14 protein-coding genes and 2 tRNA genes are annotated in these 17,845 nt (G+C 43.5%); 11 read left to right on the top strand and 5 right to left on the bottom strand.

What is annotated here, in order from left to right; genetic code table 11:
* Positions 1-131 precede the first annotated feature (131 nt).
* Positions 132-2,060: a sialate O-acetylesterase gene (locus tag DW103_RS03530; RefSeq protein WP_122274261.1), complete on the bottom strand. Its 1,929-nt coding sequence runs from the start codon at positions 2,058-2,060 to the stop codon at positions 132-134.
* A gap of 229 nt (positions 2,061-2,289) precedes the next feature.
* On the opposite strand from DW103_RS03530, the gene DW103_RS03525 reads away from it, so the two are divergent.
* Positions 2,290-3,918: an alpha-galactosidase gene (locus tag DW103_RS03525; RefSeq protein WP_122274260.1), complete on the top strand. Its 1,629-nt coding sequence runs from the start codon at positions 2,290-2,292 to the stop codon at positions 3,916-3,918.
* A gap of 35 nt (positions 3,919-3,953) precedes the next feature.
* Positions 3,954-4,535: a hypothetical protein gene (locus DW103_RS03520; protein ID WP_122274259.1), complete on the top strand. Its 582-nt coding sequence runs from the start codon at positions 3,954-3,956 to the stop codon at positions 4,533-4,535.
* A gap of 25 nt (positions 4,536-4,560) precedes the next feature.
* Here DW103_RS03520 and DW103_RS03515 read toward each other — a convergent pair whose 3' ends face one another.
* Complete coding sequence (locus DW103_RS03515) at positions 4,561-5,496, bottom strand: helix-turn-helix transcriptional regulator (protein WP_122274291.1); 936 nt, start codon at positions 5,494-5,496, stop codon at positions 4,561-4,563.
* Between the two features lie 207 nt (positions 5,497-5,703).
* Between DW103_RS03515 and DW103_RS03510 the strand changes: the two genes are divergently transcribed.
* The 3 genes from DW103_RS03510 to DW103_RS03500 are packed head-to-tail and all read left to right on the top strand — an operon-like array spanning position 5,704 to position 11,147.
* Positions 5,704-6,726 carry an efflux RND transporter periplasmic adaptor subunit gene (locus DW103_RS03510; RefSeq protein WP_122274290.1) on the top strand — a complete coding sequence of 341 codons (1,023 nt, stop codon included), beginning with the start codon at positions 5,704-5,706 and terminating at the stop codon, positions 6,724-6,726.
* Positions 6,727-6,737: 11 nt separating this feature from the next.
* Positions 6,738-9,830: an efflux RND transporter permease subunit gene (locus DW103_RS03505; protein ID WP_122274289.1), complete on the top strand. Its 3,093-nt coding sequence runs from the start codon at positions 6,738-6,740 to the stop codon at positions 9,828-9,830.
* Positions 9,831-9,860: 30 nt separating this feature from the next.
* Positions 9,861-11,147, top strand: a complete 1,287-nt coding sequence (locus tag DW103_RS03500) for a TolC family protein (RefSeq protein ID WP_122274288.1) — start codon at positions 9,861-9,863, stop codon at positions 11,145-11,147.
* Positions 11,148-11,332: 185 nt separating this feature from the next.
* Here DW103_RS03500 and DW103_RS03495 read toward each other — a convergent pair whose 3' ends face one another.
* The 3 genes from DW103_RS03495 to DW103_RS03485 all read right to left on the bottom strand — a co-directional run bounded on the left by DW103_RS03495 (position 11,333) and on the right by DW103_RS03485 (position 12,405).
* Positions 11,333-11,902: a plasmid pRiA4b ORF-3 family protein gene (locus tag DW103_RS03495; RefSeq protein ID WP_122274258.1), complete on the bottom strand. Its 570-nt coding sequence runs from the start codon at positions 11,900-11,902 to the stop codon at positions 11,333-11,335.
* Between the two features lie 318 nt (positions 11,903-12,220).
* Positions 12,221-12,297, bottom strand: a tRNA-Asp gene (locus tag DW103_RS03490).
* 34 nt (positions 12,298-12,331) lie between these two features.
* A tRNA-Asp gene (locus tag DW103_RS03485) sits at positions 12,332-12,405 on the bottom strand.
* A 640-nt stretch (positions 12,406-13,045) separates the two neighbouring features.
* Here DW103_RS03485 and hisH point away from each other — a divergent pair.
* The 6 genes from hisH (at position 13,046) to DW103_RS03450 (ending at position 17,814) form a co-directional block, all read left to right on the top strand.
* A complete protein-coding gene (gene hisH / locus DW103_RS03475) occupies positions 13,046-13,636 on the top strand; it encodes an imidazole glycerol phosphate synthase subunit HisH (protein ID WP_122274256.1) in 591 nt (196 codons plus the stop codon).
* 6 nt (positions 13,637-13,642) lie between these two features.
* Complete coding sequence (hisA, locus tag DW103_RS03470) at positions 13,643-14,362, top strand: 1-(5-phosphoribosyl)-5-[(5-phosphoribosylamino)methylideneamino]imidazole-4-carboxamide isomerase (protein ID WP_122274255.1); 720 nt, start codon at positions 13,643-13,645, stop codon at positions 14,360-14,362.
* A gap of 15 nt (positions 14,363-14,377) precedes the next feature.
* On the top strand, positions 14,378-15,133 hold the full coding sequence (gene hisF / locus DW103_RS03465) for an imidazole glycerol phosphate synthase subunit HisF (RefSeq protein WP_122274254.1): 756 nt from the start codon (positions 14,378-14,380) through the stop codon (positions 15,131-15,133).
* A gap of 22 nt (positions 15,134-15,155) precedes the next feature.
* On the top strand, positions 15,156-15,752 hold the full coding sequence (gene hisIE, locus DW103_RS03460; RefSeq protein WP_122274253.1) for a bifunctional phosphoribosyl-AMP cyclohydrolase/phosphoribosyl-ATP diphosphatase HisIE: 597 nt from the start codon (positions 15,156-15,158) through the stop codon (positions 15,750-15,752).
* 5 nt (positions 15,753-15,757) lie between these two features.
* Positions 15,758-16,435, top strand: coding sequence for a cell division ATP-binding protein FtsE (locus DW103_RS03455; RefSeq protein ID WP_122274252.1), 678 nt, complete (start codon positions 15,758-15,760; stop codon positions 16,433-16,435).
* A 62-nt stretch (positions 16,436-16,497) separates the two neighbouring features.
* Positions 16,498-17,814 (top strand): aspartate kinase, encoded by a 1,317-nt coding sequence (locus tag DW103_RS03450; protein ID WP_122274251.1) that lies wholly within the window; start codon positions 16,498-16,500, stop codon positions 17,812-17,814.
* Positions 17,815-17,845: the final 31 nt, after the last annotated feature.

The raw sequence follows: 17,845 nt of genomic DNA, 5'->3' as shown, positions 1-17,845 counted from the left end.
AAGGGGCTTTTGATTTTTATTCCTAATGCGTTTGCCCTGTTGAGTGAAAATAAAGAAAAGCACCCATTCGTTTTCTAAAACGAACAGGTGCTTTTTTATTTTCGACACAACTATCTGATTAATTGAAGCTCTTACTTTCCAATAGCCGTACTAAAAGGAGAAGCCGGTAATCCCTCTTTATTAAAAAGATTTACATCCGGATTATTTCCCCATCCATACCGGATAAATGCCGGAGCCGGAACTTTTTCGCTCCATACAACAACCTTTCCATTATCAATCCACGCTTTCGCCCACTCATATTTACCATCTGCACCGGCCAAAGTAAATCCTTCAATAAATCCGTACTTATTCTTTACATCCAATGCCGAGCCATGCGTATCAAAAGTCAGCAATACCTTATCCCCTTTCTTTTCAATAGAAGCCACCGTAGGACCTGAAAAAATAACATCACGATATCCATACGTCTTATTAAAAGCATTCAAAGCCAGACGGCGTCCAACTTCCTGTTTATTTGCCGGATGGATATTACCCGCTTCGCCTATATCAATAATAACAGCTTGACCCGTTTGAGGAAGAGAAAGAGTCATTTGTTGCGCATCCCGTACACCGGACCAGCCACTTTCCACCGGAACTAAGTCTTTTTCCATAAAATTAGCAAGTTGCACCCAATAGAAAGGAAATTCATATCCCCACTTATCACGCCAGTCATTGATAAGAGCCGGGAATAAAGTCTGATAAGCTATCGGCATATCGGTATTCGATTCCCCCTGATACCAGATAGCACCTTTTATCGGGAATTGTGTAAAAGGATGAATCATTGAATTATAAAGAGAGGAATGAATGGTATTAGGGCTCAGGCTTGCCTTATGAAAAGACTCATTCACCAAAGAAGGATTATATTTCCATTTTCCTGCCAAAGAGACATTCTGCGCACCTATTTCCAGATACACGTCTTTTGCTTCACCGATAAAACCGCCCGGTCCCATATCATCCGTCACTCTGACCGTGACACTATTCTTACCTGCTTTTAAGAGTCCCGCGGGTATATTATAGATACGTTCTTCACCATATCCGTTTGTGTAGCCCACCTCTTTTCCGTTCACCCAGGAAATATCATTATCGTCTATCCTGCCAAGATGCAATACTGCCGGTTTACCGGCATTTGCTTCCGGAAGTGTAAAATCCAACCGGAACCAAACATGCCCGTCTACTGCAGCCAATGGCGTTGTACCCCATTCTTGCGGTATTTGCATTTCATCCCAAGAGGAAACATCCGTTGCCTCGGCATACCATTTTCCGGTCATACCTTTATCCACCGCAACAGCTTCCTGATAATCCTTCATCGTCTTCCCTTTATTGGCTTTCATATATTTCCGGATACTTTCCAACATTCCGGTATCTTCCGGGCGCTGTACATCTGCAGGAAGAGCTTCATATACATCAGGACTTATCCAAGCCTCTATTACAGTTCCTCCCCAAGAAGAATTGATAATTCCGATAGGTATCCCTAATTTACGATAAAGCTCACGAGCATAAAAATAGGCTACAGCCGAGAAATTTCCGACAGTCGAAGGACTGCAAACATCCCATGAGCCCTGAGTCTCTTGTTGTGGAATAACATGCAACGACTTCGGAACATTCAAAGAACGTATCATCGGATAGTCAGCATCTTCTATCTCCTGCTGCGCATTTCCAGCCAAAGAAACCACCCATTCCATGTTGGACTGCCCGCTACACAACCAGACATCTCCGACCAATATATTATCATACCGAATCGTATTATTTTTACCTTTTACCTCCAGGCTATAAGGACCACCATGCGACATCGGGGCAAGTGTAACCTGCCATTCCCCCTTCCTGTTTGCACGTGTTTTGAGCGTCTGCTCTTTGAAACTGACCTCAACCATCTCGTTTTTATCAGCCTGTCCCCATATTTTAACGGGCCGCTCACGTTGAAGTACCATGTTGTTCCCAAATAATCCGGCAACTTTTACTTCCGCTTTCAGCAGAAACAAACCTACAAATTGAAAAAACAATATTAATATTCCAATCTTTTTCATACACTGTAATTTAAGGTGATACATGTTTTATGCAAATTAAACGAATATGTAGCAAACAAGCGGTTTAAATTCTGATTTAAAATCTTTCAGATTTGCGCATTATCTATCAATCATACGGATGAATATTCCGTTCTGCTTCTTCAAAAGGCACTATTTGTTTGGGTAAAAAAGATTACCTATTTTAAGCTGATTTGTATATCTTTGTGACTTAAATAAAATCTGTTACACAATGACAAAATTTCACCATATCATTACCCTGATTTTTGTTGCTTCATCCGTCATGGTACAAGCTCAAAACTCTCCGCTTATGGGCTGGAGTTCATGGAATACTTACCGCGTCAACATCAACGACTCGCTCATCTGTAGTCAAGCGGATGCTTTAATCGGCACAGGGTTACATACAGTTGGATACAAATACATCAATATTGACGATGGGTATTTCGGAGGACGTGATAAAGAAGGGCAGTTGCTCATTCACGCAGAGCGGTTTCCACGGGGATTGAAACCGGTTGTACAACACATCCACCAACTTGGGTTGAAAGCCGGAATTTATAGCGATGCCGGATGTAACACATGCGGGTCGTTTTGGGATGCGGACAAATCGGGAGTAGGCGTGGGAATGTATGGACACGACCAACAGGATGCCGACTTCTTTTTCCGCCAGCTCGGCTTCGATTTCATCAAAGTAGATTTCTGCGGCGGAGATGCCAAGCAAAATGCAGAACAGTTGCAACTCTCCGAACGCGAACGTTACACTGCTATCCGGGATGCCATCAATAAAACAGGCAAAAAAGACGTACGTCTGAACGTCTGCCGTTGGGACTATCCCGGTACATGGGTCAGCCAAGTAGCCGACTCTTGGCGTATCTCACACGACATTTCGCCCTCATGGGGGTCCGTAAAAGATATTATCCATCAAAATCTCTATCTTTCCGCCTTTGCCTCGGAAGGACATTACAATGATATGGACATGCTGGAAGTGGGACGTGGAATGACAGAAGAAGAAGATAGGACGCATTTCGGACTATGGTGTATGATGTGCTCGCCACTACTCATCGGTTGCGACATAACGACCATCCAGCCTGCCACACTCACGCTACTTTCCAATCCGGAACTTATCGCACTCAATCAGCAAGCACCTCACCAGCAGGCATACGTAGTGAGCCATACAGACGAATGCTACGTTTTAGTCAAAGATATCGAACAGCCGAACGGCAATCGCCGGGCAGTGGCTTTTTACAACCCTACCGACCAGGCTACTCGTATCACCTTAAGCCTTGCAGATATTTGCCTAAAAAAACTCACGGCCATACGTGATTTGTATGAACGTCAAAATGTATCTCCGAACGCTGACAATATCAACATTACCAATGATTCTCTTTCCGTTCTCGTCCCGGCGCATGGAACTCGAATTTATGCCCTGACAACAGAACAACGTACCGAACGTAGCATCTATGAGGCTGAAACAGCATACCTCGGGGCCTATCAGGAACTTGTCAATCATCAAGTTGCCCGAACTGCTATCTTTGTCAAGCGTCCATATTATAGTGGTGGCGTGGGAGTCGAATGGTTAGGTTTCAGTAATGATAACAATATTCAATGGACGAATGTCTATAGGACCAATGGTGGAAATTGTCATTTAGACATCGTCTATGCCATGCCCGACGCAGATGCACCTCAGAGCATCACTATCAGTATCAACGCACAGCCTGTAGCCACCCGCAAATTACCGGTTATCGCCCCGGGGACTACCGCAACCCTTTCACTCGACATCGACCTGAAAGCCGGACAAAACTCCATCTCTTTGAGCAATCCATCCGGTCCGATGCCGGCGATTGACTATATACGTATTTTATAATATCAGGGAGAGATTCAACTTAAATAAATGTACAGATGAAAACTAATTTTATTTTCGGAATATTAGTATTATTCTTTGGAACGCTTAGCTTTGTTAGCTGTAATGATGATGACAACGATAAGTGGTATGACAGTATGCCCGATGGCGCTCCGTTCCATACCGGCAATGTATTGAGATTTTTTTATGTAGATGAGGATGGCAATGACTTGATTGATCCGGAAGATTACAGCACGTTGCCGGTCAGTAGTTTAGAACAATTGGATTCCCAACCTGTTATAGAATCTTTATACAAAAACAGTCGCTACAATAACGAATACAACAGCATTCTCTTCAACGAGAACAAAGGGTTATATGAGTTCTTCACTTATGCTTTTGGGGACTCGAGACGCAGCAATTATACATTTTATGTATATTATAAAGGAGTAGCCGACAGGATGGATGTAACTTTTCAATATCAGGATCATAAAGTCGACAACGGACTTTATTATGCCAGCAACATTATATCTTGGAAGGTAAATGATAAAGAAGTTTATAATATTAAGAACCCCGCAATTAGAAAATATGTTTATTTAGTGAAAAAATCGGACGGTACTACCAACGTTGTCCTTGATGAATGAAATATAAAGTTGCGGTCAGGCAAATTTACTTTTCATTATCTTCGGATTGCGATATTTTCGATGTCGTTCTACCAAGCAACTTGAGTCTGTATTCCCGGGGAGACATTCCAAAATGTGTTCTGACATACTTTCCGAAAAAAGAAATATTCGGGAAATTTATCTCATTGACAATATCCTTGATACTTTTATCAGGTTGTTTAAGCATAAACTCTATGTCTTTAACAACAAACTGATTAATTAATACAGAAACCGTATACCCACTTTGAGCTTTGCAGACACTAGACAAATATTTTGGAGAGATAAACAACTTATCTGCATAAAATTTGACCTTACGTTCTCTAGGCGAGAAGGTGGAGAGCAAGTTAATGAATTTTTTGAATAGAATTTCAGCAGAACAGAGCATATTTTGCGGAACCTGCTGTGTAAAACGTTCTTGAATCCTGTAAAAATCATAAGAGAATGCTTGTAGTATGGCACTTATCAATTCTTCCTGATATTTATGAGGAGGATCAATCAACTTAGACCGGAGCAGGTCATAATACTGCATAAAGGCATTTACTTCTCTCGGTATCAGAGAAAGAATAGGATACTTTTCAAGGAGCATTCTCAGATTCCAGCTTTCATTTGAGATGATGTTCTGCTGCTGGACATATTGCGATGAGAAAATAAAACCACGACACTCAAAATTTACACTGACCATGGCGTTTTCCAGTATGACATTTGGATGGCAGATAAGTAAATCGTTTTCATTAATGGTATAAGGTGTGTTATCCATACAAAAGGAACCTTTCCCCTTCAGGCATAGTACAACAACATACGCATCCGTTTTCATTAGATGTTTGGCATGGATATTCTGTAATCGGTCTATCATCGTAATATTGTCATCATGATAAGCACACCCTTCTGACAGGATATTCTTCAAGTCTACATTATGCGAAATTGTATTTTTATCTTTTTCCATCTGTGTTCTTTTTTGATTGCGAAGTAACCGATTTTTTCCGAATCGGTAGTGTTCTATTTTTCCCACATAGTGTTCGATATCCTCTATCCGCTTTTCAAATATGACAATTCAGACACTTTTGAAGAAATGCAAGTATTTATTTATCTTCCAAAACACCATTCTTTTGCAGTCAAATTTTCTATAAAGATAAAAAAAGACAAAGAAAGTATGAAAACAATCTGTTACGTTTTTATGGTCCTGCCTCTTGTTTTAAGCAGTTGTCATCAGGAAAAAGACAGTAGTTCACAACTGCCCGGTCCGGTAAAAGTAAAAACTATCCAAACGGCATCTTCCGTACTGTCCGAAAAAGGAACTTTTTCCGGAACAGTAGAAGAAGCGAGTAACACTTCACTCAGTTTCCCTGTGATGGGAACAGTAAAAAAACTACATGTGAGACTTGGCGACCACGTGCGTAAAGGGACATTGATTGCCACTGTCGATTCTGCATCCATGCAAAGCAGTTATAGCGCAGCAAAGTCTTCCCTGGAACAGGCAGAAGATGCTTACCGCAGGATGAAAGAGCTGCATGACAAGGGTAGCCTGGCCGAAGTCAAATGGGTGGAAATACAAAGTAAAGTACAGCAGGCACGCTCCATGGAGGAGATTGCCCGTAAGAACCTGGAGGATTGCAAACTTTACGCTCCCTATAGTGGTGTTATTGCCGAAAAAGTGGCAGAAGTGGGACAGAATGTAGTTCCCGGAATGCCTGTTGTCAAATTGGTGACGGCTGAACAGCTAAATGTAAAAATAGCAGTTCCCGAGACAGAAATTGCGGGCATTGCTCTTCGCCAGAGAGCCACCATCAAAGTTCCCGCATTAGGTGGAAAGCTGTTTGTTGGAGACGTTACGGAAAAAGGAATTGTGGCCAATCCATTGTCACGTTCGTATGACGTGAAGATATGCGTTAAGAATACCGGAGAAGATTTGATGCCCGGTATGGTGGCAGAAGTAACACTCACCCAAGAGGACAATGCCGCCTCACATATACTCCCTGCCAATGTCGTACAATTGGATGAAAGGAATCGTTCTTTTGTGTGGGTGAAGGAAAACGGAAAGGCGACCAAACGTATCATCACTTGTGGGGAATTTACAGCGCAGGGAATAACGGTAATTTCCGGTCTGGAAGAGGGAGACGAAGTCATTGTGGAAGGCCAGCAGAAAGTTTGTGAAGGCACTCCGGTAACTTTATAATGAATACGGAAATGGAAAAGAAACGTAATATTGTAGAATGGGCGATGCACTACCGCCAGATAGTCATTCTGGTGGTGTGCTGCCTGGTGGCTTTCGGTATTTACAGTTTACCGGAGATGCGTAAGAATGAATTCCCGGACTTCACCATACGCCAGGGAATGGTTGTTGCCGCAGCACCGGGAAACACTGTTGATGAAATGGTGGAACAGGTGACAAAACCATTGGAAAACTATATTTTCTCGTACAAAGAAGTAAAGAAAGAAAAAACTTTCTCTACTACACGAGATGGAATGACTTTCATCCAGGTGGAACTGAATGACGAACTGAATAACAAAGACGAATTCTGGAGTAAGTTCAAACATGGAGTTTCCGTATTCAAGGCACAACTGCCTTCCAACGTACTCGCCGTACAGGTAATGGATGATTTCGGAGATACATCTGCTTTGCTCATTACAATGGAGAGCCAAGATAAAACGTACCGGGAACTAAATGACTATATGGACGATTTGCAAAACCGCCTTCGCCGCATCAACAGTATCGGTCGTATGACTGTAAGCGGCATGCAGAAAGAGCAAATTTCTATTTACTTGAATCATGCGAAATTATCTAAATATGGGCTAAACGACCAACTGCTAGCGGCAACACTTTTTGCAAAAGGGTTCGTTACGACGGGAGGACGCGTGCAAACTACGAAATATGTGCTGCCCGTACATGTAGCCCAATCGTTTAATACCGTATATGATGTACAAGAACAGATTGTCTATACCGATGCTTCCGGACACAATGTACGTCTGAAGGATGTGGCTGACGTAATGAAAGAATATCCCCATACCGACAGCTATATCACCAATAATGGGAAAAAATGTATCCTGCTCAGTGTGGAGATGAAGAAAGGGAAGAACATCGTTCAAATGGGCAAGCAGATTGACAAAGCATTGGAAGAGTTCAACCGTGAACTTCCTTCGGAAGTCAATATGTATCGTATCACCGACCAGTCTCAGGTGGTGGGCGACAGTGTGAACAACTTCCTCCACGAACTGCTGATTGCCATCGTTGCAGTAGTCATCGTAGTGATGCTTCTGATGCCCCTGCGTGTGGCATTGGTTGCAGCATCTACCATTCCTATTACCATATTTATTTCATTAGGGTTGTTCCATGCTTTCGGCATCGAACTGAATACGGTAACGCTAGCCGGACTGGTGGTAACATTAGGAATGATTGTGGATAACTCCATCGTTATCATTGACAATTATCTGGAAAATCTGGGTGAAGGCGTTTCACGCTGGCATGCCTCCATACAGAGTGCTACGCACTTCTTCAAATCCATCTTCTCGGCTACGCTGGCCATTAGCATTACTTTCTTTCCGTTCCTTTTCGTGATGACGGGCATGCTACATGATTTCCTGCTATGCTTCCCGTGGTCCATCACGCTGGTATTGGCCATTTCATTGATGATAGCAATACTGTTGGTTCCATTTATGCAGTTCTGGTTCATCCGTAAACCCATTAAGGCAGAAAAGAGAGGATTTTCGTTTCTTGATTTGTTACAGAACTACTACAGCAAACTGTTGGATGCCTGTTTTGCACATCCTTATGTCACGGTAGGTACGGGTGTTGCTTCTATCGTCGTCGGTGTTATTCTGCTGGGCAATCTTCCGCAGAAACTGATGCCGACTGCCGACCGCAACCAGTTTGCGGTAGAAATCTATTTACCCACAGGCTCGGCAGTGGAAAAGACAGCGGAAGTAGCCGACAGCGTGGAACATATACTGCGAAACGATTCGCGTGTTCTATCCGTCACCTCATTTATCGGCTGTTCTTCTCCCCGTTTCCATACGGCTTATGCCCCCCAACTGGCAGGAACTAACTATGCACAGTTTATTGTGAACACGACCGGAAATCAGGCAACTCTTGAACTGCTGAACGAATATGACCCTAAATATACAAACGCTTTTCCGGAAGCGATGGTACGTTTCAAGCAGTTAAGTTATAGCCAGGCCGTCTATCCGATAGAGTTACGGTTGAGCGGAAGTAATCAGGATTCCCTGAAAATTGTGGCGGAACAATACCTGTCTTTTCTACGCAGCATGCCGGAAGTTCAGTTGGCACAGACCGACTTCGGCAATCCGCAGACGACCGCCCGTCTCGTACTGAAAGAGAACGAGGCTGCACGGCTAGGTATCAACAATGCTTTGCTGGAGACAACACTGGCCATGCGCTATGGCAGCGGCATCCCTGTTACCAATGTATGGGAAGGGGACTACAACATTCCTGTCACCTTGAAAAGCAACAAGGCTGACTGTGCAGATTATTCCGACCTGAAAAACGAATTAATTCCCGTTGCCGGCGGACTGTCCTCCGTACCTCTACGCCAGATTGCGGAAGTCAGACCAGTCAGCGAAAACGGGCAGATTGTACGCAGGAACGGAGTCTATACTATTACGGTCATGTCTGATGTCCGCCGGGATGTGAATACTGCAGCTTTTATAAACAAACTGGAAGAAGAGCTTAAATCCATACCGTTGCCAGAAGGCGTAAGCCTGGAACTCGGGGGCGACCGGGAACAGGACAACGAGAACCTTCCATTCATCATGAGCGCACTGGCTATCGCTACGGTTATCATCCTGTTCATACTGATAGGCCATTTTAAAAGCATCAGCATTGCACTGCTTATTTTTGCCAGCATGTCACTTTGTGTATTCGGTACAGCTATCGGAGTCTTGGTACAGGGAGTTGATTTCAGTATGACTTGTACACTTGGAATCATTAGCCTGATGGGTATCATTGTACGTAACGGAATCATCATGATAGACTATGCCGAGGAACTCCGCAGCAATGAACGGCTTTGCGTACGCGATGCCATCTACCATTCCGCACGTCGTCGTATGCGTCCTATTTTTCTGACTTCGGCAGCCGCTTCTATGGGCGTTATTCCGATGATTCTGAGCAAAAGCGGCTTATGGATGCCGATGGGTACCGTCATCTGTTATGGCACACTCATTACAATGATATTCCTGCTTACCGTTCTGCCAATCAGTTATCTGCTGATATTCCGTGGAAGTAGCAAGAAGCGTGCTAAACGTGAACTGATAGAACAAGCCTAATAATATAATCAACAAATTACGAAAATGAATATGAAAAGAAAGAAATATCAATCCATACTTTTTTTGTCACTGCTATGCGCATGGCTGGCTCCGGTTTCCGCCCAGCATACGTACACTTTGGACGAATGTGTCAGGGAAGCACTTTCCAACAATGTGCGCATGAAAAATGCCGTCAATAACATAGGTATGGCCGAACAAGGCAAGAAGGAAGCCTTTACCAAATATTTTCCTTCTCTGAGTGCAACGGGAGGCGGTTTCATCGCAAACAAGGGACTCGTGCAGATGGAAATGGCACCCGGACAAAACATGTCCATGCTAAAAGACGGAATAGTTGGCGGAGTTTCTGCCGCTTTGCCCCTTTTTACCGGCGGTCAAATCATCAACGGCAATAAACTGGCCAGAGTAGATGTCGAAGTAAACCGCCTACAGCAAAAACTTTCTGAAAATGAAGTACGGCTGACTACCGAACAGTATTTCTGGCAAGTGGTCATGCTTAAGGAAAAACTAAATACCATCAGTAAAGTGGAACAACAGTTAGCCCAAATACTAAACGATGTGGAAAACTCTGTCAGTGCAGGACTGACTACCCGCAATGATTTATTGCAGGTACAGCTTCGTTGCAATGAAACGAAAAGCGGACGTATACAGATAGAGAACAACCTTTCACTTTTACGCAGTATGCTGGCACAATACATCGGACATCCGGCGGACAGTGTAGATGTGGAATTTACGACTAGTGATACTTTGCCCGACGGGCCGGACATGCTGTACCGGGAACCACAAAAGTCCCTCATACTAACTGATGAATACCGTTTGCTGGAACAGCAGGTTAAAGCGAATAATTTGCAGTACAAAATGTCAATAGGTAAAAACCTGCCGACAATAGCTCTTGGAGGCGGTTATATGTACGACAACCTGATGGGCAAGAATCAGTCTTTTTGGATGGGATTCGCTACGGTCAGTGTACCTCTTTCCGGTTGGTGGGGAGGCTCTCATGACATCAAAAGGCAAAAACTTCAGGTACGTAACGCCGAAAACCAAAAAATTGACCAAAGTCAGATGCTCGTTATCCGTATGCAACATACATGGAACGATTTGAATGACGCATACAAGCAGATACAAATAGCCCGCCTTTCAATCGAGCAGGCCAACGAAAACTTACGTCTGAATACAGATTATTACACTGCCGGTACTTGTACAATGAGTGATTTGCTAGAAGCACAGACTCTTTATCAACAAAGCTGTGATAAATATGTGGAGGTCTATACCCAGTATGAGATAAAGAAACGGGAATATTTGCAGGCTACAGGGCGATAAAAGCATTTATTGTATTGATTCGATATTGTTTTATGAAGCCGGTACATGTTTTAAATAATAAAATCTGGGAAGTGAATTGCTGCGAAAAGCGACATTTCATCTGCGATTTTATCCGAAAAATGAATATTTCTGCAGATGAAATGTCGATATAATATGGAACAGGAACAGAATTATAAAACTAGGAATTAAACTCGTTTTAAATCTGCGTTTATCTCATCGATATTAAAGGCGGTAGCATCCCAGATTTCATTTTTGTCCAATCCCAGCCAATCCCTGTAGCTATCAGCGTCTTCACTGTCAGGCATTGTCTGGAAGATATTTTTCATATCCGCATATCCGCATGAACCGCCGCAATCTTCCGGCGGACAATTACCCTTACCCGAAAGGCAAAGGGCTTCTTTCCGTTTGTCATCTGAGAACGCTTCCAGGCTTATTTCATGCACCCAATTATCTCCAAAGTCATAAACATATAAAAGTTTACGGATATTCCCCCTAAATATTTGGGATAGCTTGACTTTGGAAGCATCCTGTGTCTTGACTCCGAAATCAAAATCATCCTCAGAGGGGACTGCAATACGAATACTACTTTGATATTCCTTATCCTCAAACTCAAATAAATGATAATCATCCCAACCGAAAACGGTTTGTATCACATAATGAAACCTCAGAAATGTAAAATCTGCCGGAACAATGATTCTTCTCCATACTGGAGGCTTTGTTATTCCTTTAAGCTGAATCTTGAACTGATATTCCATGGTATTACTGAATTAGTAGTTTACAAAGCCAAAAATACAATATTGACTTGATATTTTAGTATATTGGATATAAAATTTTCATTCTTTTATCCTTGAGTTGAGCTCATACAACAATTATTGAATTTCACAATGAACTACATATAAAAAATAAAACCAGAATCATAAAGCATTCTTATGACTGTTTCTCAAGTTGTTAGACTTTAAAGTTTGGATTTTATTTTTGTTTGGATGGTTGTCGTAGGTACAACAAAAAAATCAGCCCTAAATTCATAATTTAGAGCTGATTGACTTAATTTTGACACTTTATTGGCTTGTGTCTGGCGGTGCGTACGGGACTCGAACCCGTGACCCCATGCGTGACAGGCATGTATTCTAACCAACTGAACTAACGCACCAAATGTATGAAGTAAAAAATTGAAAGATTGCTTGCGGTGCGTACGGGACTCGAACCCGTGACCCCATGCGTGACAGGCATGTATTCTAACCAACTGAACTAACGCACCAATCTTTCTTTTTAAATTGCCATTCCTCTGAATTGCGATGCAAAAGTAGGAGGTTTATTTGAATTGTGCAATACCTCTTATCAGATATTTTGAATTATTTCCACACCACTTCTGATTATGAACACTTTAATTTTTACATTTTTAGTAATTCAACACGTTACTCTATCTAAAAGACAACGATTATTCCAAGCCCGAAAAGATTTAAAGCATAACAGGCTTAGTACAAAACCCACAGTACATGACACAATTTTAAAAGCAACCATAATAACTCCGACATATTAGGATTCCGGGAAATCGACAATTATCAAAATGTCACTACTATAGCGACTAAACCGGATTAATACGGCGGGTAAAATAAATTACCCGCACATGTAACCCTTTTTAACGTATCAATACAATGGCAAAACATCCAAATGATGAACATATTGCTACTAAGCAAAGAGGTGGCAAGCTTGAATTTTGTGAGATATATTTTATCTGTTGAAAGCAGAGCAAGTGGCATTTTCATACAGAACAAATAATCGCTAAATACAGCCAGTTTATCACAAATAATATCTATTCCACAACTTTTCATAAAGCAGACATCCATATGTCATGATAATTTGTTAGTTTTGCAACTCAATATAAAAAGGGAGTAACAATGGATGTCGCCATTATCAAATACAATGCCGGAAATATCTATTCAGTCAGTTACGCACTGAAACGACTCGGCATTAATCCTGTCATTACAGCCGACCCGGAACTGTTATGTAAAGCGGACAAAGTTATCTTTCCCGGTGTGGGGGAAGCACAAACGACAATGGAGTATCTGAAAGAACATAAACTGGATACGCTCATTAAGAGTTTGAAACAGCCGGTTCTCGGTATTTGCTTGGGAATGCAACTTATGTGCCGCTATTCCGAAGAAGGAGATGCTACCTGCCTGGGGATTTTCGATACGGAAGTAAAGCGTTTTATTCCGGAGAAACATACAGACAAAGTACCCCACATGGGCTGGAACACTCTTACTAATGTTAAAGGGGGATTGTTTACCCCACAATTGGAAAACAAATTTGTTTACTTCGTACATAGTTATTATGTACCGGTAAACGAATTTACCGCAGCGACAACCGAATATATCCTTCCGTTCAGCGCCTCTTTGCATAAAGGGAACTTTTATGCGACCCAGTTTCATCCGGAAAAAAGCGGCTCGGTGGGCGAAGTGATATTAAGTAACTTTTTAAAACTGTAATGTGATATGATAGAGCTTATTCCGGCTATCGATTTAATCGACGGGAAATGCGTACGTCTGACTCAGGGCGATTATGACACGAAAAAAGTGTACAATGAAGACCCGTTGGAAGTAGCTAAAATGTTTGAAGGGCACGGCATCCGCCGTTTACATGTGGTAGACCTGGACGGAGCCCGTCAAGGCAGGATTATCAATTACCGTACGCTCGAACGGATTGCGACTCGCACTTCACTGATTATTGATTTCGGCGGAGGGCTGAAACAGGAAGGTGACCTTGAAATCGCTTTCGAGAGCGGCGCCCAAATGATAACCGGTGGTAGCATTGCCGTTAAAAACCCGGAGATATTCACCTCCTGGATTACCAAATTCGGAAGCGATAAGATTATACTCGGAGCCGATGCCAAAGAAAAAAAGATAGCAATTAGCGGTTGGGAGGAAACTACTGATAAAGAACTGATTCCATTCATTCAGGGATATTACGACAAGGGGATAACGAAAACCATCTGTACCGACATCAGTCGCGACGGCATGCTGCAAGGTCCGGCCGTCGAACTATACAAAGAGATACAGGATGCTTTGCCTCTCGTCTACCTGATAGCAAGCGGAGGAGTCAGTTCCATTCAAGACATTGAAAAACTGGAAGAAGCAGGTATTCCCGCTGTCATCTTCGGTAAAGCGATTTACGAAGGTAAAATACAGTTAAAAGATTTGCTTCGTTTCACCTGATAACATTTAAAGAATATGCTGGCTAAAAGAATAGTACCTTGTCTGGATATTAAGGATGGGAAGACCGTCAAAGGGATAAACTTTGTCAACTTCCGCGATGCCGGCGACCCGGTGGAACTGGGTGCGCAATACAGTCGCGAGGGAGCCGACGAATTAGTATATCTGGACATTACCGCTTCGCACGAGGGCCGTAAAACGTTTACGGAACTGGTGAAAAAGGTAGCTGCCCACATCGATATACCTTTTACCGTAGGGGGAGGTATCAACGAACTGAAGGATGTAGACCGGCTATTGAGCGCCGGAGCCGATAAAGTATCCATTAATTCGGCTGCCTTGCGCAATCCGAACCTGATTGAAGATATAGCCAAAAACTTCGGCAGTCAGGTATGTGTGGTAGCTATCGACGCCAATTTCGAGGACAACGACTGGATTTGTTACCTTAACGGAGGACGTATCCCCACGGAGAAACATCTTTTCCAGTGGGCTGCCGAAGCCGAAAGCCTGGGAGCCGGCGAAATCCTGTTCACCAGCATGACACACGACGGCGTGAAAGACGGTTATGCCAACGAAGCCCTGGCAACCCTGGCTGAGAAACTCCACATCCCGGTTATCGCATCTGGAGGAGCTGGAAAAATGGAACATTTCCGGGACACTTTCGCACTCGGAAAAGCTGATGCCGCCTTAGCCGCAAGTGTATTCCATTTCGGAGAAATCGGTATCGGGGAACTGAAACAATATCTTCACAACGAGGGTATCAACGTGAGAATATAAGTACATAACACTATATAAAAAGATGAAATTAGATTTTGAAAAAATGGGCGGCTTGATTCCCGCTATCGTTCAGGACAACGATACAAATAAAGTATTGATGTTAGGTTTTATGAATGAAGAAGCGTATGAAAAAACAAAAGAAACCGGGAAGGTTACATTTTTCAGCCGTACCAAAAACCGTTTGTGGATGAAAGGTGAAACCAGTGGCAACACTTTGCAGGTCGTAAACATATTTGCCGACTGCGACAACGACACCTTATTGATTAAAGCGATACCGGCCGGTCCGGTTTGTCACACAGGTTCGGACACTTGTTTCGGAGAAAAGAACGCAGAAGACATCATGTTCTTCAAGTTCTTGCAAAATTTCATCGAACAGCGCCGCCAGGAAATGCCGGAGGGTTCCTATACGACCACTCTGTTCCAGAAAGGCATCAACCGCATGGCACAGAAAGTCGGTGAAGAAGCTGTAGAAACCGTTATCGAAGCAACCAACGGCACGGACGACCGTCTCGTATACGAGTCTGCCGACCTCATCTACCATTTAATCGTATTATTAACCAGCAAGGGACTTCGCATAGAAGACTTGGCCCGCGAATTAAAAAGCAGACATAAAGGATAACAACAATGGAAGAAACAATCCTGCTCAAACTGGAAAACGTGGAGATTTGCCGCGAAGAAAACATCATCTTGCACGATGCTTCTTTTAAGCTCCATAACGGAGAATTTGTGTATGTAATCGGGAAAGTCGGTTCCGGTAAGAGCAGCTTGTTGAAATCCTTGTATTGCGAAATACCTATCAGCGGAGGCGACGCATGGCTGATGGATTACAATCTTTGCAAAATGAAACAAAAGGACATCCCCTATCTCCGCCGGAAACTGGGGATTGTCTTCCAGGATTTCCAATTGCTCACAGACCGTACCGTTTTTAAAAATCTCGAATTCGTACTGAAAGCGACCGGTTGGAAAAAGAAGCGCGAGATAAACGAACGCATCCACAACGTCCTCTCCCAAGTCGGCATGCAAGACAAAGACTACAAAATGCCGCATGAACTTTCGGGAGGCGAACAGCAACGCATCGTCATTGCCCGCGCCTTGCTGAACGAACCTGCGCTCATCCTGGCGGATGAGCCGACCGGCAACCTGGACCCGGAGACAAGCGGGCAAATCGTACAACTTCTCCACGATATTTGCAGGAAAGGGACAGCCGTTGTCATGACCACCCACAACTACACGCTGGTACATAATTATCCCGCACGTATAGTAAAATGCGAGAATGCTTGCCTGAGTGATGTCGGAGATTAATTTTTTATATAACTTTGCACACGCAATTAAAGACAAGAAGAACAAATTAATAGAATAAGAAAATGAAAATTTTAAAGTTTGGCGGTACTTCTGTGGGTTCTGCACAGAGAATGAAAGATGTAGCAAAACTGATTACGGGAGAACGCAACATTGTAGTATTGTCTGCCATGTCGGGTACAACCAACTCTTTGGTTGAGATTTCCGACTATTTGTACAAGAAAAACCCTGACGGGGCAAACGAGGTCATCAATAAACTGGCGCAGAAATATACGGGCCATATTGAAGAACTCTACAGCACCGACGAATACAAGCAGAAGGCCAAAGAACTGATAAAATCTCATTTCGACTATATCCGCACGTTCACAAAAGACCTCTTCACGCTGTTTGAAGAAAAAGTCGTCCTGGCACAAGGCGAGCTGATTTCCACAGGCATGATGAACCTCTACCTGAACGAATGCGGTGTCCATTCCGTCCTGCTTCCGGCCTTGGAATATATGCGTACGGACAAGAATGCGGAACCGGACCCCGTATATATCAAGGAAAAGCTTCTTAAATTGCTGAACGAGCACAAAGATGCGGATTTATATATCACACAGGGATATATTTGCCGGAATGCCTACGGCGAAATCGACAACCTGCAACGTGGCGGTAGCGACTACAGTGCTTCTTTGATAGGTGCAGCCCTCAACGCCGATGAAATCCAGATATGGACAGACATCGACGGCATGCACAACAACGACCCGCGTATCGTAGACCATACCTCACCGGTTCGCCACCTGCATTTCGAGGAAGCAGCCGAACTGGCCTATTTCGGAGCCAAAATCCTGCACCCCACCTGTATCCTGCCGGCCAAGTTGAACAACATACCCGTCCGCCTGCTGAACACCATGCAGCCGGATGCTCCCGGAACCATGATTTCCAACACGACGGAAAAGGGCAAAATCAAAGCGGTTGCAGCCAAAGACAATATTACTTCCATCAAGATTAAGAGCGGACGCATGCTGCTGGCCACCGGTTTCCTGCGCAAAGTATTCGAAACATTCGAAAACTACCAGACTCCGATTGACATGGTGACGACTTCCGAAGTAGGCGTTTCCGTCACAATCGACAACCGCAAACACCTGGAAGAGATTGTAGACGACCTGAAGAAATACGGAACCGTCACGGTAGATGAAGACATGGTCATCGTCTGTGTAGTAGGCGACCTCGAATGGGAAAATGTAGGTTTCGAAGCCCGCATCATCCATGCGATGAAAGATGTTCCGGTACGAATGATTTCATACGGCGGAAGCAATTACAATGTCTCGCTCCTCGTCAAGTCGTCCGACAAGAAGAGGGCACTGCAAGCATTAAGCGACCATTTATTCAACAACAAATAAATAATTCAAGAGGGCGGCCTATTCAGACTGC

The sequence above is a fragment of the Parabacteroides sp. AM08-6 genome, from assembly GCF_003473295.1.
In the GTDB taxonomy this organism is placed as follows: domain Bacteria; phylum Bacteroidota; class Bacteroidia; order Bacteroidales; family Tannerellaceae; genus Parabacteroides.
This window is presented reverse-complemented; position numbering and strand designations above follow the sequence as displayed.